The following is a 26,664-nucleotide window of genomic DNA, read 5'->3' on the forward strand; positions in this document are numbered from 1 at the left end:
TTTTTTTCGATCATACAGCTGTTTTAGCGCTGAGCGCTGGTAGCATACTTGTCTTGTTTCGACGTCATTGCTTCTAATTCTTTGACGTCTTGTTCCAAGTCATGGATGTCTTCTTCAATCAGTTTTTTCAGATGTTGCTTTTCCCGCAGGATTTTGCGGGTTTGCTCCAAACGCTGATTCAAATCGAACACGCCGAGATACACTGCTTTTCCCTCCCTATGTAGGTTTTCCACCTTACATGTTATGCAGCGATCTCCAGAAGTTGCTGACCATTTTTTTGTGGGATCAAAATTAGGTAAAAGTGAAAAGAGACTTCCCGTGAGCGTAATACCCTGGAAGTCTCTTATTTGCTTTAAAGTCCTTTGTATTTGCCCAACTCTTCGCGTAGACGATACACTTCCTGTACCAAAGCACGCTTCTCCAGACGGTCAATTTCCTGATCCAAATCGTTCATGCGTGCATGTCCACTATATGGCACATCATGCATCGGGAAACCGTCAGAAGCGTATGACCAATGCGGTTCTTTTGGCATGATCATCGCCATCAGCAAATAAAGCAAAATCGGTACTCCTGTAAAAACAGTGAGAACGACAACTCCTATACGTACCAACGTAGAGTCAATGCGCAAAAATTGCGCAATCCCACCACAAACTCCAAATAACCGTTTATCCTGATGCGAACGGTATAGTCGTCTTTCCATCATTGCTTTCCACCCTCTCTACAGTATCCGCTTGCCTTGTATCTACAGGATACCCGATAGGCGATTCCGGTAAAATGGTCCGTAGAGGGATTTGTCCTCCGTCGCTGGACGGAGATCAATCATTTGACAGGTGGCTCATAAACGGGGCGGGGACGATCAAACTGTTCACCCAGAGTCGCATACGTATGGCCCGCTAATCTGCTAACGGGTGCAAATGCTGTAGCATCAATCCGTCCTGCATGATACAGCTCATCCGCTACATGTACATGCACCACTTCCCCGATAATCAAATCCGAAGTCGTCGGACTACCTAATTCCACAATCTGATGCAGCTTGCACTCAAAATGAATGCGGGATGCACGCAGTCTTGGCACCTTGACACAAACGGATGGTGCGACTTCCAGCCCCACTGCCTCTACTTCACTGATCTCCGGCGGATAATCGGCAGAAGTCTGATTGACCGCATCTACATTGTGTACGTCCACCATATTGACTACGAATTCTCCCGTTTGGATGATGTTTCGTGCCGTATCTTTTGGGACACTTCCCGGCTTACGCATGACGGCAACCGAAACCATCATCGGTTCAATGCTGGCGACATTAAAATAGCTGAAAGGAGCGGCATTGACGATCATTCCCTCCCCTAACGAGGTGACCCAAGCGATCGGCCTCGGGACGATACATCCGATCAAAAGCTTGTATTTCTCCTGCCGTTCAATCTCGTGAATAGCGATTTCCATTGCGTTTTTGCACCTCTTCCTATTCCTTCGGTGGCAACCAGCTTGACATGTATGCCTCATCTTCCATTTCCAACGCTTGCTTTGTAACGTGAAGCGGGTTGAATGTGTCCAGCATGACAGCTAGCTCCTGCGTTTCTTTTTTCCCAATGCTTGCCTCTACCTTGCCTGGATGCGGTCCATGAGGAATCCCCATTGGATGTAAGGTGATCGAACCCTCGTAAATACCTTTTCTGCTCATAAAATTACCATCTACGTAGTATAACACCTCGTCACTTTCTACATTACTGTGGTAGTAAGGCGCAGGGATCGCTTGCGGATGATAGTCGTACATCCGCGGAACGAACGAGCAGATGACAAAGTTTTGACCAGCAAAAGTTTGATGGACAGGTGGCGGTTGGTGAATGCGCCCGGTAATTGGTTCAAAATCATGAACACTCAGTGCATAGGGATACAAATAACCGTCCCAGCCCACGACATCAAACGGATGGAAGTCAAAGAAGTAGCTGTAGACCACGGATTGGCGTTTGACGCGCACCTCGAAGTCTCCGCTTTCCACATGCGTCTCCAATTTTTCTGGCAAACGAATATCACGTTCGCAAAACGGTGAATGTTCCAACAATTGACCGTGCTCGTTGCGATAACGCTTTGGTGGCACGATCTCATTCTGGGATTCGATGACGAGGAAACGGCTCTGTTCTGAAGGTACAATCCGATAGGTCGTGCCGATCGGAATGACGAGATAGTCACCCGGCTTGTAAGTGAGTGTGCCGAAAATCGTTTGCAGCTCTCCCTCGCCTTGATGGACAAAAACGACTTCATCCCCATCCGCATTGCGATAAAAGTAATCCATCGGCTCTGTCGGTGCGCAGACTGCCATGACGACATCGTTATTCCCCAGCATGTAGCGACGTCCAAAAATCGGGTCCCCACCCGGCTGAACATCAAATGTTTTAAAATGCTGATGCTTTAAATCAACCTGCTCCACATATTCCAAACGGACGTCTGCATATTTGCGCGTCTCCCTCACTTGGGTAGGCGGATTGTGGTGATACAGAATGGATTGAATCCCAGAAAACCCTTTGGTTCCCATTACTTGCTCGCGGTACAGTCCCCCATCCGGCTTGTAAAACGTCGTATGCCGCTTTTGTGGAACTTCCCCCATTCGATGATAAAAAGCCATACGTTCCTTCCTCCTTTTTTCATCCCTATTCACAAATCGTATTGCGAAGCACACCGAGGCGTTCCACCTCTAGCTCCACTACATCACCTGGCGCAAGCCAAGCATACTGCTCTGTCCCCAGCTCCAAAATGCAGCCAGTCCCTACTGTCCCCGACCCAATAACATCTCCGGGATACAAGGAGCAATCCTCCGAGGCACGGGCAATCATTTCAGCGAATGTATAGTGAATGTCTTTGAAGTTTCCTTTCGAATACTCTCTACCATTGATGCGTGCCACCATCTCTAGATCGTAGCGGCTGCCCTTTTCGCCTGTGAGGCGTACATCCGCTAGCTCCTCCGGTGTAACCAGCCACGGTCCCATGGACGTTGCGAAGTCTTTACCCTTGGCAGGTCCTAAGCCGACCTTGACCTCCTCCCGCTGTATATCCCGGGCGCTCCAGTCGTTTAAGATACAATATCCTGCGATGTGCTCTTCCGCTCGTTCTACTGGGATGTTTACTCCTGCTTTTCCAATCACGCAGGCAATTTCCAGCTCATAGTCCAGCCACTTGGTTGCTTTGGGTCTGCGAATATTCGCTTGCGTCCCTGAAAAAGCTGCTGCATTCGAAAAATAAAAGACGGGAAAGTGATACCATTCGGGAACCATCGGAAGTCCGCGTTTGGCTCGCGCTGTCATCACATGGGCCTCGAAGGCGTAAAAGTCACGAAAGCTGGAAGGACGTGGAAGTGGCGAGCCTAGCTCGACTTGCTCCAAATCCCAGCCATCCTCTGCCTCATGTGCGGTTTGGAGAACGGGTAACCAATTCGCCCACTCCTCGAGCAAACCTAGCACTGTACTCGGCGCCCCCGGACAAGCATGTGCAATATCTTTGACTTTTCCTTCGTGCAAGAGCCCCGCTCGCCAAGCATCCCTTTCCCTTTCTCGATAAGAAACCAGCTTCATGAAACCCTCTCCTTCTCTTGGGCAATAAGAAAACCTATATCGATGCTTGCTCAAGGATGAGCGACCCCGTAATAGCGGAATGTTTTACGTAATATCGGGAAGAAACCCGAAGAGGTTTATGCTTTCCGATATTATAAGAAAACCCAGCTCACCCCCAAAGCAATTCCGGTGCATGACAAATAAAAAGGGAAGCCCTCTTTGTCAAAACGATCCGAAACAGGCATCAGGCGCAAGCTGGGTCTAGTCTGCTACTGAAAAAAATCTTTTCGGGATTTTCCCCCGCAGACAGCCAGCTATTCACTGTTGTGTTTCCAAAGTTTGTAACGAATTTCTTCTATCATATCGAAAACGCTTACAGCTTTCCAGAGGGAAATGACGAAATTCTTCGCTTAAATCATTTCCTTGCTCGGATAATCGGGAAAAAATTGCTGGGCTAGCTGCTCCATATCATTTGGCAGCGGCTCTTCCCAGCTCATCGCAAGACCGCTACGCGGGTGGACAAAGGATAGCCCCCATGCGTGCAAAGCTTGTCTGCCGATATGCTCCCGTTCTCCTCCGTACAGATCATCTCCGGCAAGTGGGTGCCCTTCACTGCTCATATGTACGCGAATCTGATGAGTACGCCCCGTCTCTAGCTTCACCTCGACAAAACTCATGCCTTCCCCTCGGGCAAGCACACGATAATGGGTAACAGCTGTCTGCCCATCTGGCCTTACCTGTCTGGTGATAAACGAATTTTCCGCAAGGCCAATCGGCGCATTAATTGTACCTTCGTCTGACTCCACGATTCCTTGGACGATAGCCCGATAAGTCCGCTGCAACGTCCTGATCTGCTGCATGCGGCTGAATTGTTCATGCGCCCATTGATTTTTCGCTACGATCATCAAGCCCGATGTATCCTTATCCAAACGGTTCACCGCCCGGAACTTTCTGTTCTCGCCACGCTTTTTCCAATAAGCGATCATCCCGTTTGCCAAAGTACCACTGGGATGATTTCCTGTCGGATGAACGACCAATCCCGCTGGCTTTGCGATGACCATCAAATCTTCGTCCTCGTAACGAATGGAGAGCGGCATGTCCTCTGGAGCAACAGTCTCTTCTGCTTCTTCTTCAACCATGACTGCTATTTTATCACCGGCTTGCAATTTTTCGTTTACAAATACGAGAACGCCATTCCGTGTAATGGAGCCTTTAAACTTGGCACGAATGAGCAAACGCCGCGATACACCATACCGCTTTTGCAGGACTTCTCGCACGGCTTGTCCTGCATCTGCCTCATCAACCGTGAAGCTAATTAATTCTTCTAGCATGTTGTCTCTCCTTTAAGTCTTCCCTCCTCCTCAGTATAGCAAAAAACGATCATGGCTGTTTGGCCATAACCGTCCGGTGTGTCTATCGGATGTTGTCTTTCACTTCGATAACAAATGCATGACCTGCATCGCCTTGCGTCCACTGACCGCGAACATCGAACAAATACCAGCCCGGATGTTCGGGTGCCTTCCACTGATTGCCGTTTTCCACTGCTTGCTCAACTTCATTTATACCGTTCCACTGTGTTACCTTGAGCGTATTTGCAGTTGGCTGCTGGGCAAAAGTGATGGTTACCGTCGCCCCGGGCTTTACTTGCAGGGGTGCAGGCTTATGCTCTGCGATGAGTTCCGGGGGTGCTGCCGTATCCTTGCAGACCGACTCGCTATGATAGCTCCAGCAGGAAGATGCGGGCACCGTCGCAGCTGTTTTTCCGCTCCATTCAATGACTGGCTGTGGTGGTTCCGCCCCTTGCGCCGACGATCCGTTCCCACACCCCGTCAGTAACAGTGTCGCTATCAGAATTAGTTGACCAAGTAATCCTACCTTTTTCATCCAATCACCTCAAACCTATGACGCGAGAAAAAGGAGATTCGTTTCATCCGACTTGACTCAGTCAATCATTGCCCTATGATCGCCAAACACTCGTTGGAATCGAAAAAGAAGTAGAGACCTCTTTTAAATACTCATCGAGCTGTTCTGCCGGATTCTCAATCGGTTTACCATGGCATACTTCCAAATGGCGTGGACGCAATTGGCGGACGATCAAACTGCTTTTAAGTGCTTGCGCCATATCCGCCGTAAACATCGGCATGGGACGATGCAATCTGCCTTGTTTGGAAGTAAACAAATCTCCAGCCAAAAGCACTCCATCCTGTTCGTGATAATACACCACATGCCCCGGAGAATGACCAGGTGTCAAATAAGGTTGCAGTCCACCAATTGGAGCTACATTCCCTTCGGCATCCTCTGGCAAAGGCTGAGCCAAACCAGGCTGAACGTTTACTTCCAGCTTTTTACGACGCGGATACAGCTCTTTTCCTTCCATATACGGAATCTCGATTCGATGGGCATAGACTGGTACGGATTCTGCCTCCAGGATTTTTTTTACGGCTCCTACATGATCCGAATGACCATGCGTCAGCAAAATTCGTTTGAGTGGTCCTGCATTCAACTGCTTGATAAAAGTTAGAATCCGTTTCGTCATAAATGGCATTCCCGCATCGATCAGCGTAACACCATCCTCCTCCCTGACAATCCAGACCCGCAAAGGAATCAACAACCACGCTTTGATACACCAAATGTTCGCTGAGATTTGCTCTACTCTAATCATTCTCTCGTCACTCCCTGTTCATTATTTTTTGACTTCCTGCCAGAAAAACATCTACGGATAGTGCGAATGTAGACGCTAGCCTTTCCATCAAGCTGTCCAATGGTTCTTCGGAATGTGTATACGTACCGACAATGCCATGCAGCGTGTAGAAGTAAATCCGTGCATGAGCAAGCGCTTTTTCTTCCTCTATGTCATTTGGCAAGCATCTTCTTACAGCCTGCCTCAACAAACCAAACAATTGATTACGTAGCGTTTGCAATTCTTTATCCGGTTCCGCTACATCGATCCGAGTGGCTTTGATCATGAAGAACAAGGTATACATCGTTCGATTGCGCAGGCAAAAGTGGATGAACTGACTGCTGATTTCACGCAGATTCTCTTCCGGTGCTCTTCCCTGTTTGGACAGTATTTCTTCCATTTGTAGAGTCAAGCCTTGCAAAGGTTCCTTGGACAGATGATGAAGCAGTGCTTCTTTGTCCTTGAAATAAATATAGAGGGTTGTATGAGAACAGCCGGCTGCTTTGGCGATTTCTCTGATGGATACCGTATCAAAGCCTCGGGTAGCGAAAAGGTCTGCTGCCGCCGTCAAAATCGCCCGTTTCGTTTCTTCTGAGCGTATTTCTTGTTTGCTTGCCATGCGTGATATTCAGCTCCTTACTTTTCGAAAAACTTTATAACCATTGGTTAGTAACCGTTGGTTATAATATAACCGCTGGTTACTAAAGCCGTCAAGATTATTTTTCCACTTGCTGCAAATAAAAAAAGCCCCCTTTTCGTCACTTGGACAAAAAGGGAGCTTCCTTATGAAAAATGCTTACTTCGCAGCTTGTGCAGCAGCAATCGCCGCTTCGTAGTTTGGATGCTCACCAGCAGCAGCCACATACTCAGCGTGTACAACCTTGTCGTTTGCATCGATTACGAATACAGCGCGAGACAAGAGACGGAATTCTTTGATCGCTACGCCATAAGCTGTACCGAAGCTCAGGTCTTTGTGGTCAGATACTGTTTTCACCTTGTCGATACCAGCAGCACCGCACCAGCGGTTTTGCGCGAATGGCAGGTCAACGGAAACAGTCAGCACAGTAACGCCTTCCAATTTCGCAGCCTCTTCGTTGAAACGACGAGTTTGTGCATCGCACACGCCAGTGTCAATAGAAGGGATTACGGAGATGATGCGAACAGTGCCCTTGGAGTCTTCCAAAGTTACAGGGGACAGATCGCCACCTACTACAGTAAAGTTAGGAGCAGTATCTCCTACTTTGATTTCAGGACCGAGCAGTGTTACAGGACCGCCTTTGAATACAAATGCGCCTTGACGCTCAACAGCAGTTGTCATGATTTCTTCCTCCTCACCAAATCTTTCAGTATGTACCTCAATTATCATACCCTATCATTCACTTTTTTTCACTATGCCAATAGTAGAAATTACAGATTCACTTGCACTTTTCCATTTCGCTTGGCTTGTACCACGGCGATTCGCTTCACTTCATGCTCATACTCCCAATCCGTTTTCGCATTTAGCTCATGACAGCGCATCAGCGCGTGATAGAGTGCAAAAGTGAAGGTAACCTGCTTCATTTCGTACCGTGTTCCATGTGCTTTCGGCAATGCCGTATTGATAATCTCAATTTGATACGTGGCTTTTTCCCGCTTGTCCCTGACTGGCACGATATACCCCATACGCTTTAAGACATGGCCGTAATCGAATTCCCCTTCATCGTCAAAATCAAAGGTGTCTTCCGATGTTGCCAAATACTCCAGCAAGGTCCCCATATCCAGCGTTTCGAAGCAAGCAGGCTGTGGCATGGCCAAAACTGAACCGTCATTGTTTACAAAATAAATATGGTCACGATAATGAAAGATCAGTTCATCTTCGGGAACTTCGTCGGAAAACATCCAGTAATTTTGCGGAATCAGGTAACGCCAGATTTGTGCAGGTTCACAATGGAGTAATTCCATGGCAGGGCTCCCTCCTTTTCCCTACCAGTTTTGGCAAAACTAGCACTGGCTATTCGTCAGCTCCTGCATGTAGCGTCGCCAATTCCCATGCGGAATGTGCACCCCTGTTTGCTTGACCAGGTTTTGATCCAAATAACGATAAACATAGACGTTTACGACCTGACCTGTTCCTTCCATAGTCGCTGGCACGATGATCCGTTCGTATTCATTGCGCGAATCACCCTCGCCATAGTACGTCTCCAGCTCGTCCAGTCCTGCTAGTGCTTGCTCGTACACGTCAGGGGCAAACATGACGATCTCCCCCACGACCTCCTGCTCTCCTTTCAGCAATCCCGGATAGCCTGCCGGCAAATGATAAATCTCACCCTGAATCGTCGCAGGTGTTGCCTCATGCTTATACGGTTTCACGTAATTCCTATGATTCCCAAAGCCCGCTAAAAGCGTGCCGTACACAAATACAGGCAACTTGTCGTTTACATTGTTCACCTTCATCCATCCTCCTGTGATCGAAAAAAGTGTGTCTTGCGTCGAGAAAATTTTGTATATTTGTTCTATATATAATTTTACATACGTCTTTTTTTCCGAGACGTTAGGGGGAGAGAATAATGAAAAAGAGAAAAATCAATCGCCTACTGGTAGCAAACCGCGGTGAGATCGCCATTCGGATCTTTCGTGCAGCAACGGAGCTCGGCATACGTACGGTAGCCGTCTACTCTGAGCAGGACAACGTTTCTATCCATCGCTTCAAGGCTGACGAGTCTTACTTGGTCGGAGCGGGAAAAGGGCCTATCGAGGCTTACCTCGATATCGAAAGTATCATCGAAATTGCCAAGCGCAACGACATCGATGCCATTCACCCGGGCTACGGATTTCTTGCTGAAAATGCTGATTTTGCAAAGCGTTGCCAAGAGGAAGGCATTATTTTCATTGGACCATCCTCTGAGCTGATCGACAAATTCGGAGACAAGGTAGAAGCCCGTCGTCTTGCGATTGAAGCGGGAATCCCCGTGATTCCAGGCACTCCGGAGCCAATCGAAACACTCCAAGAGGCACTTCTCTTTGCCAAAGAATACGGCTACCCCATCATTATTAAAGGCGTATCTGGCGGCGGAGGCCGTGGCATGCGTATCGTCCGCAGTCAGGAGGAGTTGCAAGATTCGTTAGATCGTGCCCGTTCCGAGGCCCGCTCTTCCTTCGGCAATGCCAAGGTGTATTTGGAACGATACTTGGAACAGCCCAAACACATCGAGGTCCAAATTCTCGGTGACAATCACGGAAACATCGTCCATCTGTATGAGCGCGATTGCTCTGTTCAACGGCGCCATCAAAAAGTGGTCGAAGTAGCACCGAGCCTATCGTTGGATGACAAGCTGCGTGAAGATATTTGCCAGGCTGCTCTCACTCTCATGAAAAAAGCCGGTTATTCGAACGCAGGGACTGTCGAGTTTTTGTTAACGCCGGACAAGCGTTTTTATTTTATAGAAGTCAACCCACGCATTCAGGTAGAGCATACCATCACGGAGCTCATCACTGGAATCGACATTGTTCAGTCGCAGATTCGCGTTGCCGAGGGCCATTCCCTCTCCGATGAGGAGATTGGCATCCGATCCCAGAGTGATATCCAGATGAGTGGTTTTGCCATCCAATGCCGCGTCACGACAGAAGACGCTGAAAACAACTTCCTGCCAGATGCCGGTCGCTTGTCCGCCTGGCGTTCCGGTGGAGGCTTCGGCGTAAGGCTGGATGGAGGCAATGGTTATCCAGGCGCGATCATTACACCGTTCTATGACTCGCTACTGGTCAAAATCTCCACGTACGGCACGAGCTTCGATCAAGCGGCTCGCAAAATGCTGCGAACTTTGCGTGAGTTCCGGATTCGTGGTGTGAAAACGAACCTGCCGTTTTTGGAAAATGTCGTGACACATCCTGATTTTTTGAGCGGTAACTACGATACGTCGTTTATTGACACCAAACCTGAGCTATTCATCTTCCCTGGCAGTCAAGACCGTGGTACCAAATTACTATCTTATATCGGAGATACGATTGTCAACGGATATCCCGGTCTCCAGAAATCGGAGAAAAAGCCGCACTTCGACTCGCCTCGCATCCCGCGGACACCATTTACCCAGCCATATCCGGACGGCACGAAGCAAATTCTGGACAAAGAAGGTGCCGACGGTCTGGTACGCTGGATTCAGGCGCAGAAACAGGTGCTCGTCACAGACACGACATTCCGCGATGCCCACCAGTCTTTGTTTGCTACGCGTGTGCGCACCTACGATCTCGCCTCCATTGCAGAGGCGACAGGCAAGCTCGGTTCTGGCCTTTTCTCGCTGGAGATGTGGGGCGGTGCCACTTTTGACACAACCATGCGCTTTTTGCAGGAATCTCCCTGGGAGCGGCTACAAATTCTCCGCCAGCGCATACCGAATGTCCTGTTCCAAATGCTCTTGCGCGGAGCAAATGGCGTAGGCTACACCAACTACCCGGATAATGTGATTCACTCCTTCGTCAAAGCATCTGCCGAAAATGGCATTGATGTCTTCCGGATCTTTGACAGCCTGAACTGGCTTCCTGGGATGCAAACAGCCATTGAAGCCGTTCGTGAATCTGGCAAGGTAGCCGAAGCAGCGATTTGCTACACCGGAGATATTCTCGACCCGACCAAGACCAAGTACAGCTTGGCCTACTATGTCAATCTGGCAAAAGAATTGGAAAAAGCAGGTGCCCATATTCTCGCGATCAAGGATATGGCAGGTCTTCTGAAGCCGTATGCTGCTTATTCGCTCGTCTCTGCTTTAAAACAAGAAATCAGCATTCCGATCCATCTGCACACGCACGATACGTCTGGCAACGCTGGAGCCATGCTTCTGAAAGCGATCGAAGCAGGCGTGGATATCGTCGATGCTTGCGTCAGCTCCATGTCTGGACTCACTTCTCAGCCAAGCTTGAACGGGTTGATCGCAACCCTTGCCCATACGGAGCGTGAGACGGGCTTATCTCTTGAATCGTTCAACAAGCTGTCTGATTACTGGGAGGATGTACGTCCGTACTACCAAGGCTTTGAAAGCGGCATGAAAGCGAGCAACACGGAGGTCTACGTTCACGAAATGCCAGGCGGACAATACACCAATCTGGAGCAGCAAGCCAAAGCGGTTGGTCTGGAAGGTCGTTGGGACGAAGTGAAGCAGATGTATGCTGTGGTCAATCAAATGTGTGGTGACATTGTAAAAGTGACCCCTTCTTCCAAGGTCGTCGGGGATATGGCGCTGTTCATGGTCCAAAACAACTTGAATGAAGAAAACATTTGGGAGAAAGGAACACGCCTCGACTTTCCCGATTCCGTCATTCAATTTTTCCAAGGGTATCTTGGCCAACCGCCAGGCGGATTCCCGAAGGAGTTACAGGAACTCGTGCTAAAAGGTCGCGATGCCTTTACTGCACGTCCTGGCGAATTGCTCGCACCCATTGACTTTACGCAAGTGGCTGCTGAGCTGGAAGCCAAAATCGGACGTGAGCCTAGTCATTTAGACGTCCTGTCCTATATCATGTATCCGCAGGTTTATTTGCAATTTGAACAACGCCTGAAGGAATACGGCGACCTGTCTGTTTTGGATACAGGAACGTTTTTCTACGGATTGCGTCCAGGTGAAGAAACTGCCATTACGATCGAGCGCGGTAAAACACTGATTATCAAGCTGGTCGCAGTCGGAGAGCTTCATCCAGATGGCCGTCGCATCATTTATTTTGAATTGAACGGACAGCCACGTGAAATCTTCATCCGTGACCAATCCGCAAAAGTCTCTGAACTGATCCGCCGAAAAGCAGAAGCGCAAAACCCTGCCCACCTCGGTGCCTCTATGCCAGGAAAAGTGCTTAAGGTGCTTGTAGCAGAAGGTGACAAGGTGCGTAAAGGCGAGCATCTTTTGGTGAGTGAAGCGATGAAAATGGAGACGACGATTCAGGCCCCACTCGACGGAAAAATTAAAGCCGTCTATGTAAAAGCAGGCGAAGCCATTCAAACTGGCGATCTGCTCATTGAAATGGAGTAGGCATCGTCTATAATAGGAGATAGTAAATTGTCCCTGGGGATTCATTCCGTTAGCTTGTGAGGAGGTGACCGACATGAAAACGAATCGAGTCAGCCATGTTCCATTTACGCAGCGGGTAGGCCGCTATCATTCCCATATGCTTCAGGCAAAATTAAGCACGCCAGTGAATCCGATTCTCAGTTTTAATTTGCAGCCGTATTACACTCGCCAGCAGCAATGGACAACGGAGCTGTCTGATTCCTTATCGCGTCTGTACCGGTTTTCCTCAGATTTGGAGAAGAGTGCTCGCGAATTTATTACTGCGGGAAAAGATGACGAGGCTGGAACTGACATTGAGCGATTACAGGAGCGCACACACTCGCTAGTAAGTAAATACAATCGTCTGCAGCTGTTGCTTGCCGAAAAAGCAAATACATTGACGACGCAAAAGCTGGATGCATTCGCTCAAGTGGCAAAAGACGAAGAGGAAAAACTCCAAACGTTTGGAATCAAGCTGTTACCAGACGGACAATTGGAAATGGACGATGAGAAATGGTTGGAGGCCGTACAGACCAGCTATGTGGACTATACAAATACAATGGAGCGTGTAGCCCAAGCATTTAGAGCAAGTACATTGGGATTGCAAAGTAAGCCCCTTGGCTCCTTTTCACGTTACTACGAAGAAGCGATGGCCCTCCATCCTTATATCGCCTCATCCAGCTCTAGCCTTCATTATCAACATGCTGCGAAGACAGGCTTGTATGTAAACGAACGCTGGTAATGCCATACGCCTCTTACTGAAAAAACAGGTATGCCCTTATGGAGCATACCTGTTTTGTGTTTGTTTTACTTTCGATCCATAAGGTCTTCCAAATCTTGTTCTTCTGCTCCGGCAATAATCGTCGTATTGGAATAAACAGGAGTATCATCCGATTTGGTAAACATCCCCTGAACCTTATCCACGATTTGCGGAACAGAATCCAAAATCCGGTCGTAGAGATGGGTCGTATTTTCAAGCGGAATCGAACGAATTCCTTGTTTGCCAACGACCAAGAAGGCTACAGGTGTGATGGAAACACCGCCCCCACTCCCCCCACCAAATGGGTTACCAGTATGTTCATGCTGTTGAGTGTGTTGGTGCCCATTATGATGGTGATCGTATTGGAACTCACTACCCCCGGCCGCGAAACCAAATCCTACCTTGGAGATCGGAAGAATGACACTACCATCAGGTGTCTCAACAGGATCACCAATGATTGTATTCACGTCCACCATTTGCTTGAGATTTTCCATCGCTGTTCTCATGAGGCCTTGAATCGGGTGGTCTGCCATATTTGTCGCTCCTCCTTCCTATCTGTTTCATGTTTTATCATTCCCCCAACAAATCCGGAGCATGTACCCTGTACAAAGGAATAAATATGTTTGGTACCACATTTATTTTTAGGCACGCGTCGGTGCAGCTTGCCATTTTCGCTGCTTACTTTTTCGAATCCGCAGAAAAACTTTCAACGCGTAGAAAACGAACTGCCCCAAATAAAAATGCAACACCGCTTGAACTTTCGTATGTAGAAGTGCTTGGTTCCAGACAGGCTGTACACTCATGGCTGGCATCGTCTGTAAGGAGATGGAGTGGGAGAGGATTCCTACAATCAGGCTTTTCACACCCCAGATCAGTCCTGTCAGCGCCCCTGTTTCAGCCGCCTGACCTGTGCCTAACAACGTATGCCATTCTAATTTCGTACAACGAACTTGTTTGAACAGGTCTTTTAGCAAAGGCAGCAAGTCACGAACTCTTTCCAGCACATCCCGATAATTCCGGTACCATTTTTTCACTTGCCTGCGCGTAAAATCTTTGACCTTTTCCCGAAGCTTGCTTCCATGCTGGATTGTTTCCACCTTTGCGACAAGCTCAGGCCCAGCTTCTGTCATTTTCAAAAGGAGAATGGGTATTTCGTATTTCCTGCGAATGATACCCCAAGCTGCTATCGTAATTTCCAATTGATCATCTTCGCCCTCGCGACTGTAAAAACACGTCAATTTTATTGGCGTGATCACTAGTAGGACAAATAAACCAAGTAATCCTAACAACACCCATACCATGAAAAAATCCCACCCCTTCCACGTTAGTATGAGTGGAAAGAGCAGGAAATATGTTCAGCATTTTTATTAATCAAGCACGTATACTTTGACCCCTTTTTGCAAGCCATGATTTTCAGCTTCGTTCAATGTCGGAAGATACAGATCCACATGGCGTTGTTTTACCGCACCACCGATATCAGCTGCCACTGCATAGCCGTAGCCATCGATGTACAAGTGTTTACCTAGCGGGATGACATTTGGATCAACCGCTACAACACCTTCGCGCAGTGGATACTCCAGATACGACAGGATCTTGTCGTTCGTGTAGCTGTAGGCAGTCGTCTGTACCGTTATTTCTTGGCGAAAGGGTGTTCCGTTTGCGAGGGCTTTTGTCGTTCTCGGCTTATTCGGAAGCAAGTCAAGGGCTGCGTATGTGGCTGCTTCGGCTCTCGTCATATACTTGTTCGGTTTTAATGTACCGTCCTCATAAGCACTCATTAACCCGTTTTGCATGGCGTAAACGAGTGGGCGTTGCTCTTTCTCGTTTACATTGCTTCCATCCGCGTATTGGTTCAATGTCTGGATCGTCGTAGACCACTTCAAGTTATTGACTACTCCGCTGTCCCCCATCGTTCTTACCAGAATAGAGGCGAGCTCTGCTCTTTTTACGGGAGCATCCGGATGTAAGTACAGGTAATTCCCCTGCTTTTGCCCATGGACGATTCCCAATCGATAGGCCGTTTCGGCATAGGACGACAGCCAGCTCTTTGCCGGTACGTCCGCAAAGGATGATTGCTTGTTACCAAGAGGTTCAATTCCTTTGGCATTCACAAACATCGTAAGCAGTTCACCCAATGTCACGTTGTCATCAGGTCGAAAATATTCGTTTTGACCAATTACGTTGGCTATGTATAGTTGATTGATTTGTTGTTCTGCCCAATGGCCACTAATGTCTACATAAGGTGTTTCGTTCATGTGAGTTGTTTCTGCCTCGACAACTGGTGTACCTATGAGCATAAAGGCTACCAGCGAGGCAAGGATCATCCGTTTCTTCATCATCAACCTCCATAGGGAAATATGCGAATCCTTTCGTATCATTTTATCGAACTATTTTGCAAAAACAATGAACAATAGTTTCCAATTAAAAGGAAAGCCCTCAAACAGCATCATAACAAAGACTGTTTCGAGGGCTGCATGAACAATGGTTACACGGCAAAAATGTGTTTGCCGATCTTCTTCACTTGTGTACGGGACCAAATCCAATCAGAGGTCGCTGTAACAGGGTTAAAGTAGTAAAGAGAATGGTTGCTTGGGTCCCATCCTCGCACGGCATCCCAAGCTGCCTGGTAAGCAGTCTTGTTAGGAGTCATCCAGAATTGTCCATCATCTACAGCGGTAAACGCTAATGGCTCAAAGATGACACCCGCAAGCGTATCGGGGAAGTTTTTGGACTGAACACGGTTCAACGCGACCGCAGCTACTGCTACTTGGCCCTCATAAGGTTCTCCGCGTGCTTCCGAATAAACCAGCTGCGCCAGCATCTGCATTTCCGCTTTATTTACCGACACTTTCTTGAGAACGCGCCATGTATTTGGACCAGTGATACCGTCGATCTGTAATCCGTATGCTTTTTGAAACTGTCTGACGGCCTTTGTTGTATTCGCTCCGTAAATGCCATCCAATTTGTCATCGTAGTAACCCAGTATCTGCAAGCGATACTGCAAATCCCATACATCCCCGTTCACACTACCACGCTGAATCTGTGTAGCTGCCAGGGAGTCGGCCGGGAAAATAAACGCTACAGCCATAAAGGCAGCAAGCAAGGTTGTTACTACTTTCTTGCTCCACCACATAAATTGTACCCTCCTTTACCCAACCCATTCTACAAGTTGGCGAAAGTAGGTTCAATTCAATTATTTTGGCACAAGTGGTAACATGTACCTGCCTTTATCCTTTAGGTCGGAACATGACTGCCATGATAAATCCGAAGACGATGGCAGCCGAAATACCCGCACTCGTCACTTCAAAAATGCCGGTAATGATGCCAATGACTCCATGCTTCTCTGCTTCCGCCATTGCCCCGTGCACGAGTGCATTTCCAAAGCTCGTGATAGGTACTGTCGCTCCTGCTCCAGCAAAATTAACCAGTGGCTCGTATAGACCGAATCCGTCTAATATTGCCCCCGTGACAACAAGAGAGGACATCGTATGGGCAGGTGTGAGCTTGACGACATCCATGAGAAATTGACCGATTAAGCAAATCGTTCCTCCTACGAGAAACGCCCACAAAAACATCATGGTATCACTCTCCAAGTTGCTCCGACTCAACAGCCACGGCATGCGCGATGCAAGGAATGCTTTCTCCCTGCTGGAAGGTCAATGGAGATAAGAGGGCTCCCGTCGCAACCAGCAAGATCCGCTTCCATTCTCCTTGCTTCATCCGCCGTAGTAGATGCCCGTAGGTCACTGTAGCGATACAGCCACATCCGCTCCCCCCCGACCATACATTCGGATTTTCTCCATAAATGAGTTTCCCGCAATCGACATAACGCTCTAGTGGGATATGCATGTGATGCTTGGGTAACAGCTCAGATAAAATGGCATGGCCCGTTCGTCCTAAATCGCCTGTTACGATCAAATCATAATGATCGTGAGGGAGCTGAAAGTCACGGAAATGCGACTCAATCGTGGATAATGCGGCTGGTGCCATCGCTGCTCCCATATTGAATGGGTCTGTCAATCCCATATCGACTACATGCCCGATGGTAGCTCCCGCAATCCGCAGCCCCTTACCTTGACTGGCTACAACAGCAGCCCCTGCTCCCGTCACTGTCCATTGTGCCGTAGGGGGCTTCTGGGAGCCGTACTCTGTTGGATAACGATATTGCTTTTCCGCAGCTCCATTGTGACTGGAAGTAGCAGCCAAGACGTAATCAGCAGCTTGACTATTCACCATGAGAGCAGCCAGGGCCAAGCCTTCCATCGCTGTTGAGCACGCACCGAAAATCCCCAGGAACGGGATCGAAAGCGTCCGGGCCGAAAAGCTCGCAGATATGATCTGGTTCATTAAATCCCCGGCAAGCATAAAGTTTATTTGCTCTTTTGTGAGACCCGCTTTCTCCACCGCTTTCGAGCACGCTTCTTCCAGCAGGACTTTCTCCGCTTTTTCCCAGCTGTCTTGTCCAATCATCAAGTCACCGTGCAGGATATCAAAGTCTTCGGCTAACGGTCCCTTAGCCTCAAAAGGCCCACCAATCGCAGCGTGCCCGAGAATGACAGGTTTTAAAGGAAAGACCCAAGACTGATGACCTTGGCGCATCCGTCAGCCTCCCATCGTAAACAACGTTTTGATCAAGCCAATGACAAATGCCGCCGCCACTCCAAACACAATCACTGACCCCGCGAGCTTAAACATGTTACCGCCGACCCCCAGCACAAATCCTTCGCTGCGGTGCTCGATGGCTGCAGATGCTATCGAGTTGGCAAAACCTGTAACTGGCACACTCGTGCCTGCCCCAGCCCATTGGGCAATCCGGTCATATAGTCCTAGACCGGTCAACAGAGCAGAAAGAAGGATCAAGACAGCTACTGTAGGATTCCCAGCGGTTTTCTCCGTAAAATCGAAGTAGTGAATGAACATTTCTTGTATCCCTTGCCCGATCATACAAATGCCGCCACCCACTAAGAATGCCCGGGTAAAATTGCGCAATAGCGGTCGCGGTGGCTCGTGCGTCTTTGCCAATTGCTGATATTCTTGCTGGACGGGGGTCAGCTTTTTCTTTTTTTGGTCTGCCATGTCTCACTCACTCCTTTTTACCGTATCATGAACGGTTTTACTTGATCGATAATCTGTTGGAGCTGTTGCGAATCGGTTTGATAGGTACGCTTCATTTGTTCATTTTTTGTATTGAGTGCATACAGCTCCAAATCCGCCTGACATTTTTTCAATGTAGCAAAAGCCAGCTTCATCGCTTGGGCCCCAGGAACCATCAGTTTATCGTCATAGAGGTCGAGATAGAGGTCTCCCCCTTTGTCTACTTGGCCGAGGAAAACATTTTCCAAAGCCACTCCCGCTTTTTGCAGCTCCGTGCGAACCCATCTGCGATTTAGACCTGCTGTTGCTAGCGGCTCGTCCATGATCATCCCATCCATAATGACCACTTGATTCTCTTCCGAAGGAGCCACTGTCAATTCAAGGTGTTTGGGCGTTACCGGCTGACTCTCTGATTTTAAGAGGACACTAACTTCCCCGCTTGTTTCCATTAATGCAAACTCCACATCGGCTACTCGGAACACGTTTTTAATTCGTAATTGTTCCATCAAGTCTTCCGCGGTCAAACGTTCCTTTTTCAGATTGTCTTCCAAAATCTTGCCTTCCTTGATGAGAACCGTTGATTTCCCTTCAAATAGATCGCGGAGAAACTTGCTCTTGAGGGAAAGCCATTCCATTAAATAAGGAAAAAGCGCAAATACCCCCATGCCAATTAAACTATGGTAGACCGGCCCATCCATTTCGGTTGCCATAAAGGCCGCAATCGAACCGATGCTGATACCGACGATATATTCGATATATGTAAGTTGCTTGATTTGCCTTTTTCCAATGATTTTTGTCAATAGAAATAAGTAAGCAACAGCGCCTATTGAGCGCAAAAGGATTATTAACCAATCAGGCATAAGCCACCTCCATCACCTGAGGTGATTTTTATAGAGAGTAAAACCAAGAGAGAGGAAGTCCCTCTCCCTTTCCCAACACTTCCTAGAATCCCTTAAACTGCGGTTCTTCCTTTTCCAGCTCCGTTACACGCTGCTGGAGGTTATCTACGATGGATTGCGTTTGCTCTGCTGCTTGCGAATACAGTTGCTTCGCTTTCTTGTTTTGCGTGCTCAGAGCAAACGTTTCAAAATCTGCTTGTGCGCCTTTCAAGCTGGCAAGCGTTTGCTTCACTTGTGCTCCTACTGTCATATCCACTCACCTCCTAACACATATAGAATCCGCCTCCACCCATTATTTATGCGGCGATCTGCCCATCTTCATCTGTCAATAATTTCCCTCTTCTTGGAAAATAAAAAGAGAGACACCATAGGTGCCTCCCTTCATCCAGCTTATGAGATTAGCCACGTCCAGCCAATTGTTGCTCAGCAAAGGAGACAAGACGTTTAGTAATCTCTCCTCCAACTGAACCGTTTTGACGGGAAGTAGTGTCTGGTCCAAGCTGAACACCGAATTCGGATGCGATTTCGTATTTCAGTTGGTCCAGAGCTTGGTTTGCTTGAGGAACCACCAGATTGTTACTGGATCTGTTGTTGTTAGCCATCTATATCACCTCCTCGTCGTTGGTAAGTTTAATATGTGTGAAGTTTTGCTTGTTCATGCGCCCTTTTTTTCTTCCAATTTTAGTCTGTTAATTGAAGAAGGGTGTGGGCAATTTGGTAAACCGCGTCTGGTCTACCCAGCTTGTCCAAATTTCCTGCAAAAGCATCTCTTTTTTCAGGCTGACGCCATGACCTGATGATTTCTTTGATTTCTGCCGGTGTTTCAGCCAAGATCGCTGCTTGTTGCTTAAGTAAAAAGGAACAATTATGCTTTTCTTGTCCGGGCAATGGGTGGAACAAAATCAGCGGTGTCTTAAGAGCAAGTGACTCCGCGCACGTAATGCCACCTGGCTTCGTTATATAGGCGTCAGCCGCTCCAATCCACTGCCACATTTGCGGCTCAAACCCTTTCAATAGAAAGCGATGGCCATTGCTCTTGGTACTAAGCAAATTCGCCAGTCTTCTGTACAGGCTTGCATTCTTCCCTGTGACGACTACGATCTGCAATGGTTGCTCTTCCAACATCAACTCTCGTACAACCTGTCCCACTCCACCATAACCGCCTTCTCCCCCACCAATCAGTACCGTGAATTGATCTGGCACAAGTCCAAGCTGTTTTTTCCAAGCCTCTTTATCGGTAAGAAGCGCTGTAGTAAAAACTGGCCGAACTGGAATGCCATAAACATGGATTTTTTCAGGGGAAATCCCATAGCGATCGATTAGAATTTGAGCAATTTGCTCGTGTCCCACCATATACGCATCAATTTCTGGATGAACCCAAAATCGATTAATATGGAAGTCCGTGGGTACACAAACCAGCTGGAAAGGCTTGGGCACCCTCCTCTTCGCTTCTGCCAATGCGGACAAGCAGTACGCATGCGTAGCGATAACGACATCCGGCTTCTCTTCTAGCAACAGTTGATTGGTTAATCTAGCGGATAGCCACCATCCCAATGCTTTGGTCAATGCACTACCCAGCATTTCTTCCTGTTCATAGATGCGCTGCCACACAGGTTGACCGTAGCGCAACATACTGCGATAAAAAAAATGAGAGAGCACACGTAAGCCTGGACTGGCGGTTTTCAGTCCTCCCACCACTCGCGCTGATCGTGCCCCCTCCTTTTCCAGTAAAACTTCTTGCAGAGCCTCGGCAGCCATCCGGTGACCACTCCCTGCCCATTCCTCTGTCACTAACAGAAACCGCTTTGCCATTAGTAGGACTCTCCTAGAGGCTGCTTGCTGTCAGCATATCGATTGAGTAAAAATTCCTTGGACATATAAACACGCTTTAGGGGCATTTCATAATTCCATGATTGCAATCGCCGCTTTCCATTGGGATGCACGATTCTGAGCATGAGACGCAAGTACCATCGCTTGTATCGAAAAAACCAGGTCATAGGCACATCAGAAATCGAGAAGCCCAAAGGTGTTATCCCTTTATGTAGCATGGTCGTTCCCACTATCCCTTTTATTTGATCTTTATTTTCCATCGAATCCAGGAATGTGGCTAGCTTCGGCAATGATTGGAGGATATGTCTTCGCAAAAGAAGAGCCACGCGCAGCTCATCCTTCACTCCTTTGCACAGGGTAGCAAAGTAATAATTGTGTATATGTAGCTTTAAGATCAAATCCCCGTCATGAATGATGCAATTATCGGTAGTAACGAGTGGCTCTCCCCGATAGCGTAAAACAACAACCCGAAATATATTGTTCCCTTTCTCAATATAGGTAAGTCGGGTACAGCGCTGATAGATTTCATCCCAGTATCCCCATAGCATCAAGAGGCTTGTATTCATTTCGAAAAAGTTCCTTTCCCGCTATGTTTTCATTCAGCTGGATGTGACCACTTACATTCCGCAAAACGGTCATGACCTTTGTTGTAGTATGCCCAAGAATGCACTATCCTTTTCACCTTTTACGTCCTTTTCATCCGCCCCCAAAACATGACCACTACGGCAGCAAATACGGGCAACCACATATGGTTGAGAAGCAAAGGATTCACCCACTTCCAGACATACGGATCCTCAAGACACATCTCCACTGCTGTAAAGGTAAGAATTCCGCCGCCAATGATGACCATACTGGGAAAACGATTCATCATGCGAGCGATCCACACACTTCCCCACATTAATAACGGAATACTCATCGCTAACCCCAGCAAAACTAACCATAAATCGCCATGCGCTGCTCCACCAACTGCCAAAACATTGTCCAAACTCATGACAAAATCTGCTACTATGATGGTCCTGACTGCCTGACCAATTGTCTGATTATGCGATACGTCTGTGAGCTCTTCATTCTCACCCAGCATCAGCTTACACGCGATCCACAGCAATAAGATTCCCCCGATTGCCTTCACGAGAGGAATATCCAGCATCCAGGTAGTCATTCCCGTTAAAACAATTCGCAGGAGGATTGCACCCAATGTTCCATATAAAATGGCCCTTCGTCTCTCCTGTTGAGGGAGTCCGCGGCAGGCCATACCTATGACCACAGCATTGTCACTGCTTAATACCAGATCGATCATGAAGATGTGTACAAGACCCAGCCAAAAATACTCGCCCATCCCTGCCTCCCTGGTCCAATAAAGTTCGTCCATTCTACTTTATGCGACTGGAATCGGACTCATGATTGAATATTTTTCCGAAAAAAGGCGGTTTTCAGCGGATTTTGTAGATAAAAACTTCCGAAAAAAATACATTTTATTGCGAAATCAGGCTAATTATACCTTGTCTAAATTAGGCATTTTCCCTTACGATTTTAGTGGGGTGGATAAGAGATGGTGGAGACCGTGACGCTAAACCTTTATGATGTTTCAAGGAAGATTTTAGACTTAACACCAAGCATCACCACAATATGGCTGCAAGAAATTGTTCGCAGCATGGAAATTCCCGTGACCATTCCTCGCGATTTTGCAGAAAAACGAACAATGCTCTTGGCTCGCTATTTGGTTGAGGATGTAGATCATGACATGCAGACTTGGGCATTAGATATGGGAGAATGGCTTCGTTCTCAGGAATTCCCCTTCTCCTCCATTTTGCGCACATATCAATTGTACCGGAATGTATTCTGGCGGGTTCTCCAACCGGAATTACAGAGATGGTCCCTCTCCTCACAAGAAATGCACTATTTGGAAAGCCAACTGGGCAAGGCCATGGATGAAAGTGTATTCTGGGCTGTTTATCACTTTGAACAAATGATAAATAAAGAGCTAGTCCAGAAGGAAGAAACGATCTCCTATTTGCATAACGACAAACTGACCATGCTCGGAAAAATTGCCGCTAATATGGCTCATGAGCTGCGCAATCCGTTGTGCGCCATTGAAGGGTTCTTGAAGCTGATCGGCGAGTCTACACAGGAACAGGCCCAGCTTCAGACGTATATCCAAGTCGTCATGCATGAGTTTGAGAATTTACATCGGCAACTGACCGGATTCCTCAGCTTTTCCAAAAAACCAATTCTCGATGAAATTTTTAAAACCGTTCAAGTAGTAGAACTGCTTGAAGAAGTAGAGATGCTAATTACCCCTCGCCTCGTGGGAGAAAACATACGTTTTGAAAAACAAATCCACCCCTGCTTACTCGCATGTTATGAAGAAGGCTTGAAGCAAGTTGTCGTCAATCTCTTAAACAATGCCATTGACGCCGTGCAAAATCGTACAGACAAGTATATTCATGTCATCTCCACTTCTTCAGATGGTTGGCTCTATTTGAGTGTGGAAAACAACGGCGAAAGGATTTCACCCGAGATCGTGGAAAATCTCTTCCAACCATTCTTTACGACTAAACAAAATGGGACGGGTATTGGCTTGTCCATCTGTAAAAATATTATTGAAAAGCATCAAGGCACGATCCATTGTGATTCCAATGAAAAACGCACACGCTTTATCGTTTCTCTGCCGATTGCAAATGCCCAGGAAGTTGGCCCGCGAATGGAACCTCGCTAGTTCGCCCTCTTTTGTATCACGCAAAAAAGCCCCCTGACAACGCAGGAGGCAAGGCAAGAGATCCGTTACCAATTATTTCATCGGTAAGCGACCTTAGTTTTACTGTACACGAAAACATATGTTGCTACCATAGAAAACGTCAGACAGCTTTCGACAAACATTTATACCTGTATTGAACAAAGGCTTATCTATTCAGCTATTGGATAAGCCTTCATACTTTTGTCTCAAGTAAAAATAGTTCTGCTTTCCTAAAAGCAAAAAAACAGAGAACCTATTGGCTCTCTGCTTTCTGTATGGAGCGGGTGATGGGAATCGAACCCACGCGACCAGCTTGGAAGGCTGGAGTTCTACCATTGAACTACACCCGCATCAAAATAAATGCTGGTGCCGAGGACCGGACTTGAACCGGTACGGGAGAAACTCCCGACAGATTTTAAGTCTGTTGCGTCTGCCCATTCCGCCACCCCGGCAAACCTGTAAAACGTGGGCAAATCATGGTCGGGAAGACAGGATTCGAACCTGCGACCCCTTGGTCCCAAGCCAAGTACTCTACCAAGCTGAGCTACTTCCCGACAAATTATTATCTTCACTTTTGTAGTAAAGAAGCGTGCCCTGAGAGATTCGAACTCCCGACCTTTTGATTCGTAGTCAAACGCTCTATCCAGCTGAGCTAAGGGCACATGTTATGGAGCGGACGAAGGGTCTCGAACCCTCGACCTTCGCCTTGGCAAGGCGACGCTCTACCAATTGAGCTACGTCCGCACTGTAAGAAGAAATTGATTGGTGCGGTCGAGAGGACTTGAACCTCCACGGTGTTGCCACCACTAGAACCTGAATCTAGCGCGTCTGCCAATTCCGCCACGACCGCATTTTCCCATCCAAGTAGCCATAGCTGTTAACAAGCTGACTTTCACTTTTCGGGTTTGTAAAAACTGGTGAGCCATGAAGGACTCGAACCTTCGACCCTCTGATTAAAAGTCAGATGCTCTACCAACTGAGCTAATGGCTCATGAAAATGGTGGGGAGAGACGGATTCGAACCGCCGAACCCGGAGGGAGCAGATTTACAGTCTGCCGTGTTTAGCCACTTCACTATCTCCCCAGTTTCATGGTGCCGGCAATAGGACTTGAACCCACAACCCCCTGATTACAAGTCAGGTGCTCTACCAATTGAGCTATACCGGCATATCTTTAATTATGGCATATCTTTCATGAAAAATCAACGTTTTTTTATTCCGTTAAACCTTTTTCATGTTCATGAACTATGCCATCTCGTGAAGAAAGATGGCGGAGCTGACGGGACTCGAACCCGCGACCTCCGGTGTGACAGACCGGCGTGAACTCCAACTTCACCACAGCTCCATGTTTGTTTGTAGCTATTGGGTACTACGATCCTACTTGATCAAGAAGATGATTCGACGTAGAGCAAGTAGAAAATTTGGTTGCGGGAGCAGGATTTGAACCTGCGACCTTCGGGTTATGAGCCCGACGAGCTACCGAGCTGCTCCATCCCGCGATAGTCAGGACGACTGAGTGTCAGTGTTGCCACAGGATATGGCGCTTAGCTGACCTTCCTTGCCCTTTGATATAAGTGGTGGAGGCTGACGGGATCGAACCGCCGACCCTCTGCTTGTAAGGCAGATGCTCTCCCAGCTGAGCTAAGCCTCCAAATCACCTACAAGATGTAGGGATTTTTCTAAGTGACCCGTAGGGGATTCGAACCCCTGTATGACAGCGTGAAAGGCTGCTGTGTTAAACCGCTTCACCAACGGGCCAAGATCATAAGATTACATCTGGTGCTCCCGACAGGAATCGAACCTGCGACCTCTTCCTTACCATGGAAACGCTCTACCGACTGAGCTACAGGAGCATATATGGCTCCTCGGGACGGACTCGAACCGCCGACCGATCGGTTAACAGCCGATTGCTCTACCAACTGAGCTACCGAGGAACGTTGAAGGTTTATTCCTTCAAAACTGAATACGCATGATTGCTAAGAGTGTGTGGATAAGTCCTCGACCGATTAGTATTCGTCAGCTCCACGCGTTACCGCGCTTCCACACCGAACCTATCAACCTCATCGTCTATGAGGGGTCTTACCAGCTTGCGCTGTGGGAAGTCTCATCTTGGAGGGGGCTTCACGCTTAGATGCTTTCAGCGCTTATCCCGTCCGCACATAGCTACCCAGCTGTGCCACTGGCGTGACAACTGGTGCACCAGCGGTGCGTCCATCCCGGTCCTCTCGTACTAAGGACAGCTCTCCTCAAACTTCCTACGCCCGCGACAGATAGGGACCGAACTGTCTCACGACGTTCTGAACCCAGCTCGCGTACCGCTTTAATGGGCGAACAGCCCAACCCTTGGGACCTACTTCAGCCCCAGGATGCGATGAGCCGACATCGAGGTGCCAAACCTCCCCGTCGATGTGGACTCTTGGGGGAGATAAGCCTGTTATCCCCAGGGTAGCTTTTATCCGTTGAGCGATGGCCCTTCCATGCGGAACCACCGGATCACTAAGCCCGACTTTCGTCCCTGCTCGACTTGTAGGTCTCGCAGTCAAGCTCCCTTCTGCCTTTACACTCTACGAATGATTTCCGACCATTCTGAGGGAACCTTTGGGCGCCTCCGTTACCTTTTAGGAGGCGACCGCCCCAGTCAAACTGCCCACCTGGCATGGTCCTCTCGCCCGATAAGGGCGACGAGTTAGAAACTCCGTACATCAAGGGTGGTATCCCACCGACAGCTCCACAGAGGCTGGCGCCCCTGCTTCTCAGCTTCCCACCTATCCTGTACATGATGCACAAAGTTCCAATACCAGGCTACAGTAAAGCTCCATGGGGTCTTTCCGTCTTGTCGCGGGTAACCTGCATCTTCACAGGTATTATGATTTCACCGGGTCTCTTGCCGAGACAGCGCCCAAGTCGTTACGCCTTTCGTGCGGGTCGGAACTTACCCGACAAGGAATTTCGCTACCTTAGGACCGTTATAGTTACGGCCGCCGTTTACTGGGGCTTCGGTTCAAAGCTTCGCTTGCGCTAACTCATCCCCTTAACCTTCCAGCACCGGGCAGGCGTCAGCCCCTATACTTCGCCTTGCGGCTTCGCAGAGACCTGTGTTTTTGCTAAACAGTCGC

The 26,664-nt window shown here is 48.2% G+C and carries 28 protein-coding genes, 15 tRNA genes and 1 rRNA gene (1 of these 44 only partly in view); 3 read left to right on the top strand and 41 right to left on the bottom strand.

Annotated elements, in window-relative coordinates:
• Nucleotides 1-23: 23 nt before the first annotated feature.
• The 12 genes from ACUUHJ_RS22080 to ACUUHJ_RS22135 all read right to left on the bottom strand — a co-directional run bounded on the left by ACUUHJ_RS22080 (nucleotide 24) and on the right by ACUUHJ_RS22135 (nucleotide 8,655).
• Complete coding sequence (locus ACUUHJ_RS22080; RefSeq protein ID WP_015892331.1) at nucleotides 24-203, bottom strand: hypothetical protein; 180 nt, start codon at nucleotides 201-203, stop codon at nucleotides 24-26.
• Nucleotides 204-352: 149 nt separating this feature from the next.
• Nucleotides 353-703, bottom strand: a complete 351-nt coding sequence (locus tag ACUUHJ_RS22085) for a PspC domain-containing protein (protein ID WP_472299953.1) — start codon at nucleotides 701-703, stop codon at nucleotides 353-355.
• A gap of 116 nt (nucleotides 704-819) precedes the next feature.
• The gene (locus ACUUHJ_RS22090) at nucleotides 820-1,440 is read right to left on the bottom strand and encodes a flavin reductase family protein (protein ID WP_289673838.1); all 621 of its coding nucleotides are present in this window, start codon (nucleotides 1,438-1,440) and stop codon (nucleotides 820-822) included.
• 19 nt (nucleotides 1,441-1,459) lie between these two features.
• The gene (locus ACUUHJ_RS22095) at nucleotides 1,460-2,620 is read right to left on the bottom strand and encodes a homogentisate 1,2-dioxygenase (RefSeq protein ID WP_289673839.1); all 1,161 of its coding nucleotides are present in this window, start codon (nucleotides 2,618-2,620) and stop codon (nucleotides 1,460-1,462) included.
• A 25-nt stretch (nucleotides 2,621-2,645) separates the two neighbouring features.
• Nucleotides 2,646-3,563 carry a fumarylacetoacetate hydrolase family protein gene (locus ACUUHJ_RS22100; RefSeq protein ID WP_472299954.1) on the bottom strand — a complete coding sequence of 306 codons (918 nt, stop codon included), beginning with the start codon at nucleotides 3,561-3,563 and terminating at the stop codon, nucleotides 2,646-2,648.
• 389 nt (nucleotides 3,564-3,952) lie between these two features.
• Complete coding sequence (locus tag ACUUHJ_RS22105; RefSeq protein WP_289673842.1) at nucleotides 3,953-4,873, bottom strand: RluA family pseudouridine synthase; 921 nt, start codon at nucleotides 4,871-4,873, stop codon at nucleotides 3,953-3,955.
• Nucleotides 4,874-4,955: 82 nt separating this feature from the next.
• A complete protein-coding gene (locus ACUUHJ_RS22110) occupies nucleotides 4,956-5,426 on the bottom strand; it encodes a hypothetical protein (RefSeq protein ID WP_472299955.1) in 471 nt (156 codons plus the stop codon).
• A gap of 73 nt (nucleotides 5,427-5,499) precedes the next feature.
• On the bottom strand, nucleotides 5,500-6,204 hold the full coding sequence (locus ACUUHJ_RS22115; protein WP_472299956.1) for an MBL fold metallo-hydrolase: 705 nt from the start codon (nucleotides 6,202-6,204) through the stop codon (nucleotides 5,500-5,502).
• A 7-nt stretch (nucleotides 6,205-6,211) separates the two neighbouring features.
• Nucleotides 6,212-6,841 carry a TetR/AcrR family transcriptional regulator gene (locus ACUUHJ_RS22120; protein WP_472299957.1) on the bottom strand — a complete coding sequence of 210 codons (630 nt, stop codon included), beginning with the start codon at nucleotides 6,839-6,841 and terminating at the stop codon, nucleotides 6,212-6,214.
• Nucleotides 6,842-7,018: 177 nt separating this feature from the next.
• Nucleotides 7,019-7,540 (bottom strand): thiol peroxidase, encoded by a 522-nt coding sequence (tpx, locus tag ACUUHJ_RS22125; protein ID WP_015892342.1) that lies wholly within the window; start codon nucleotides 7,538-7,540, stop codon nucleotides 7,019-7,021.
• A gap of 89 nt (nucleotides 7,541-7,629) precedes the next feature.
• Nucleotides 7,630-8,163: a hypothetical protein gene (locus ACUUHJ_RS22130; protein ID WP_472299958.1), complete on the bottom strand. Its 534-nt coding sequence runs from the start codon at nucleotides 8,161-8,163 to the stop codon at nucleotides 7,630-7,632.
• A 39-nt stretch (nucleotides 8,164-8,202) separates the two neighbouring features.
• Nucleotides 8,203-8,655, bottom strand: a complete 453-nt coding sequence (locus ACUUHJ_RS22135) for a gamma-glutamylcyclotransferase family protein (RefSeq protein ID WP_472299959.1) — start codon at nucleotides 8,653-8,655, stop codon at nucleotides 8,203-8,205.
• Between the two features lie 113 nt (nucleotides 8,656-8,768).
• Between ACUUHJ_RS22135 and pyc the strand changes: the two genes are divergently transcribed.
• Both pyc and ACUUHJ_RS22145 read left to right on the top strand, forming a co-directional pair.
• Nucleotides 8,769-12,215, top strand: coding sequence for a pyruvate carboxylase (pyc, locus tag ACUUHJ_RS22140; protein WP_472299960.1), 3,447 nt, complete (start codon nucleotides 8,769-8,771; stop codon nucleotides 12,213-12,215).
• Nucleotides 12,216-12,288: 73 nt separating this feature from the next.
• Nucleotides 12,289-12,975, top strand: a complete 687-nt coding sequence (locus ACUUHJ_RS22145) for a hypothetical protein (RefSeq protein ID WP_289673849.1) — start codon at nucleotides 12,289-12,291, stop codon at nucleotides 12,973-12,975.
• A 65-nt stretch (nucleotides 12,976-13,040) separates the two neighbouring features.
• On the opposite strand, the gene ytfJ is transcribed toward ACUUHJ_RS22145, so the two are convergent.
• From ytfJ to ACUUHJ_RS22210, 13 genes are all read right to left on the bottom strand, one after another.
• Nucleotides 13,041-13,526, bottom strand: coding sequence for a GerW family sporulation protein (ytfJ, locus tag ACUUHJ_RS22150; RefSeq protein WP_016742389.1), 486 nt, complete (start codon nucleotides 13,524-13,526; stop codon nucleotides 13,041-13,043).
• 108 nt (nucleotides 13,527-13,634) lie between these two features.
• Nucleotides 13,635-14,294: a DUF2953 domain-containing protein gene (locus ACUUHJ_RS22155; protein ID WP_015892348.1), complete on the bottom strand. Its 660-nt coding sequence runs from the start codon at nucleotides 14,292-14,294 to the stop codon at nucleotides 13,635-13,637.
• Nucleotides 14,295-14,360: 66 nt separating this feature from the next.
• The gene (locus ACUUHJ_RS22160; protein ID WP_472299962.1) at nucleotides 14,361-15,332 is read right to left on the bottom strand and encodes an S-layer homology domain-containing protein; all 972 of its coding nucleotides are present in this window, start codon (nucleotides 15,330-15,332) and stop codon (nucleotides 14,361-14,363) included.
• Nucleotides 15,333-15,478: 146 nt separating this feature from the next.
• Nucleotides 15,479-16,126, bottom strand: coding sequence for a spore cortex-lytic enzyme (sleB, locus tag ACUUHJ_RS22165; protein ID WP_472299963.1), 648 nt, complete (start codon nucleotides 16,124-16,126; stop codon nucleotides 15,479-15,481).
• A 94-nt stretch (nucleotides 16,127-16,220) separates the two neighbouring features.
• Nucleotides 16,221-16,571 (bottom strand): stage V sporulation protein AE, encoded by a 351-nt coding sequence (spoVAE, locus tag ACUUHJ_RS22170; RefSeq protein ID WP_472299964.1) that lies wholly within the window; start codon nucleotides 16,569-16,571, stop codon nucleotides 16,221-16,223.
• A gap of 4 nt (nucleotides 16,572-16,575) precedes the next feature.
• Nucleotides 16,576-17,592, bottom strand: coding sequence for a stage V sporulation protein AD (spoVAD, locus tag ACUUHJ_RS22175; RefSeq protein ID WP_015892352.1), 1,017 nt, complete (start codon nucleotides 17,590-17,592; stop codon nucleotides 16,576-16,578).
• A 3-nt stretch (nucleotides 17,593-17,595) separates the two neighbouring features.
• On the bottom strand, nucleotides 17,596-18,069 hold the full coding sequence (gene spoVAC, locus ACUUHJ_RS22180; RefSeq protein WP_064203357.1) for a stage V sporulation protein AC: 474 nt from the start codon (nucleotides 18,067-18,069) through the stop codon (nucleotides 17,596-17,598).
• 17 nt (nucleotides 18,070-18,086) lie between these two features.
• Nucleotides 18,087-18,947, bottom strand: coding sequence for a DUF421 domain-containing protein (locus ACUUHJ_RS22185; RefSeq protein ID WP_472299965.1), 861 nt, complete (start codon nucleotides 18,945-18,947; stop codon nucleotides 18,087-18,089).
• 82 nt (nucleotides 18,948-19,029) lie between these two features.
• On the bottom strand, nucleotides 19,030-19,236 hold the full coding sequence (locus ACUUHJ_RS22190; RefSeq protein WP_007717150.1) for a DUF1657 domain-containing protein: 207 nt from the start codon (nucleotides 19,234-19,236) through the stop codon (nucleotides 19,030-19,032).
• Nucleotides 19,237-19,384: 148 nt separating this feature from the next.
• Nucleotides 19,385-19,588: an alpha/beta-type small acid-soluble spore protein gene (locus ACUUHJ_RS22195; RefSeq protein WP_007717155.1), complete on the bottom strand. Its 204-nt coding sequence runs from the start codon at nucleotides 19,586-19,588 to the stop codon at nucleotides 19,385-19,387.
• A gap of 79 nt (nucleotides 19,589-19,667) precedes the next feature.
• Complete coding sequence (locus tag ACUUHJ_RS22200) at nucleotides 19,668-20,798, bottom strand: MGDG synthase family glycosyltransferase (protein ID WP_472299966.1); 1,131 nt, start codon at nucleotides 20,796-20,798, stop codon at nucleotides 19,668-19,670.
• Nucleotides 20,798-21,382: a YkoP family protein gene (locus ACUUHJ_RS22205; RefSeq protein WP_289673853.1), complete on the bottom strand. Its 585-nt coding sequence runs from the start codon at nucleotides 21,380-21,382 to the stop codon at nucleotides 20,798-20,800. Before ACUUHJ_RS22205 ends, ACUUHJ_RS22200 begins: the two co-directional genes overlap by 1 nt.
• Nucleotides 21,383-21,501: 119 nt before the next feature.
• Entirely contained in the window at nucleotides 21,502-22,152 is a 651-nt protein-coding gene (locus tag ACUUHJ_RS22210) for a TerC family protein (protein WP_289673854.1), read from the bottom strand.
• Between the two features lie 213 nt (nucleotides 22,153-22,365).
• Here ACUUHJ_RS22210 and ACUUHJ_RS22215 point away from each other — a divergent pair, with 213 nt between their 5' ends.
• Complete coding sequence (locus ACUUHJ_RS22215; RefSeq protein ID WP_472299967.1) at nucleotides 22,366-23,532, top strand: sensor histidine kinase; 1,167 nt, start codon at nucleotides 22,366-22,368, stop codon at nucleotides 23,530-23,532.
• Nucleotides 23,533-23,826: 294 nt separating this feature from the next.
• Here ACUUHJ_RS22215 and ACUUHJ_RS22220 read toward each other — a convergent pair.
• The 16 genes from ACUUHJ_RS22220 to ACUUHJ_RS22295 all read right to left on the bottom strand — a co-directional run.
• Nucleotides 23,827-23,900 (bottom strand) — tRNA-Gly (locus ACUUHJ_RS22220).
• A gap of 14 nt (nucleotides 23,901-23,914) precedes the next feature.
• Nucleotides 23,915-24,002 (bottom strand) — tRNA-Leu (locus ACUUHJ_RS22225).
• 25 nt (nucleotides 24,003-24,027) lie between these two features.
• Nucleotides 24,028-24,104: transfer RNA gene (locus ACUUHJ_RS22230), tRNA-Pro, on the bottom strand.
• Between the two features lie 34 nt (nucleotides 24,105-24,138).
• Nucleotides 24,139-24,212, bottom strand: a tRNA-Arg gene (locus ACUUHJ_RS22235).
• 6 nt (nucleotides 24,213-24,218) lie between these two features.
• A tRNA-Gly gene (locus ACUUHJ_RS22240) sits at nucleotides 24,219-24,294 on the bottom strand.
• 19 nt (nucleotides 24,295-24,313) lie between these two features.
• Nucleotides 24,314-24,400 (bottom strand) — tRNA-Leu (locus ACUUHJ_RS22245).
• Between the two features lie 65 nt (nucleotides 24,401-24,465).
• Nucleotides 24,466-24,541, bottom strand: a tRNA-Lys gene (locus tag ACUUHJ_RS22250).
• 7 nt (nucleotides 24,542-24,548) lie between these two features.
• Nucleotides 24,549-24,633: transfer RNA gene (locus ACUUHJ_RS22255), tRNA-Tyr, on the bottom strand.
• A 7-nt stretch (nucleotides 24,634-24,640) separates the two neighbouring features.
• Nucleotides 24,641-24,716 (bottom strand) — tRNA-Thr (locus tag ACUUHJ_RS22260).
• 100 nt (nucleotides 24,717-24,816) lie between these two features.
• Nucleotides 24,817-24,893: transfer RNA gene (locus ACUUHJ_RS22265), tRNA-Asp, on the bottom strand.
• A 77-nt stretch (nucleotides 24,894-24,970) separates the two neighbouring features.
• Nucleotides 24,971-25,047: transfer RNA gene (locus tag ACUUHJ_RS22270), tRNA-Met, on the bottom strand.
• Between the two features lie 76 nt (nucleotides 25,048-25,123).
• A tRNA-Val gene (locus tag ACUUHJ_RS22275) sits at nucleotides 25,124-25,199 on the bottom strand.
• A 33-nt stretch (nucleotides 25,200-25,232) separates the two neighbouring features.
• Nucleotides 25,233-25,306 (bottom strand) — tRNA-Glu (locus ACUUHJ_RS22280).
• A 19-nt stretch (nucleotides 25,307-25,325) separates the two neighbouring features.
• Nucleotides 25,326-25,401: transfer RNA gene (locus tag ACUUHJ_RS22285), tRNA-Thr, on the bottom strand.
• A 5-nt stretch (nucleotides 25,402-25,406) separates the two neighbouring features.
• Nucleotides 25,407-25,482, bottom strand: a tRNA-Asn gene (locus ACUUHJ_RS22290).
• 52 nt (nucleotides 25,483-25,534) lie between these two features.
• Nucleotides 25,535-26,664 (bottom strand): 23S ribosomal RNA (locus tag ACUUHJ_RS22295) (it continues 1,799 nt past the right edge of the window).

The sequence above is a fragment of the Brevibacillus schisleri genome (genome assembly GCF_055685845.1).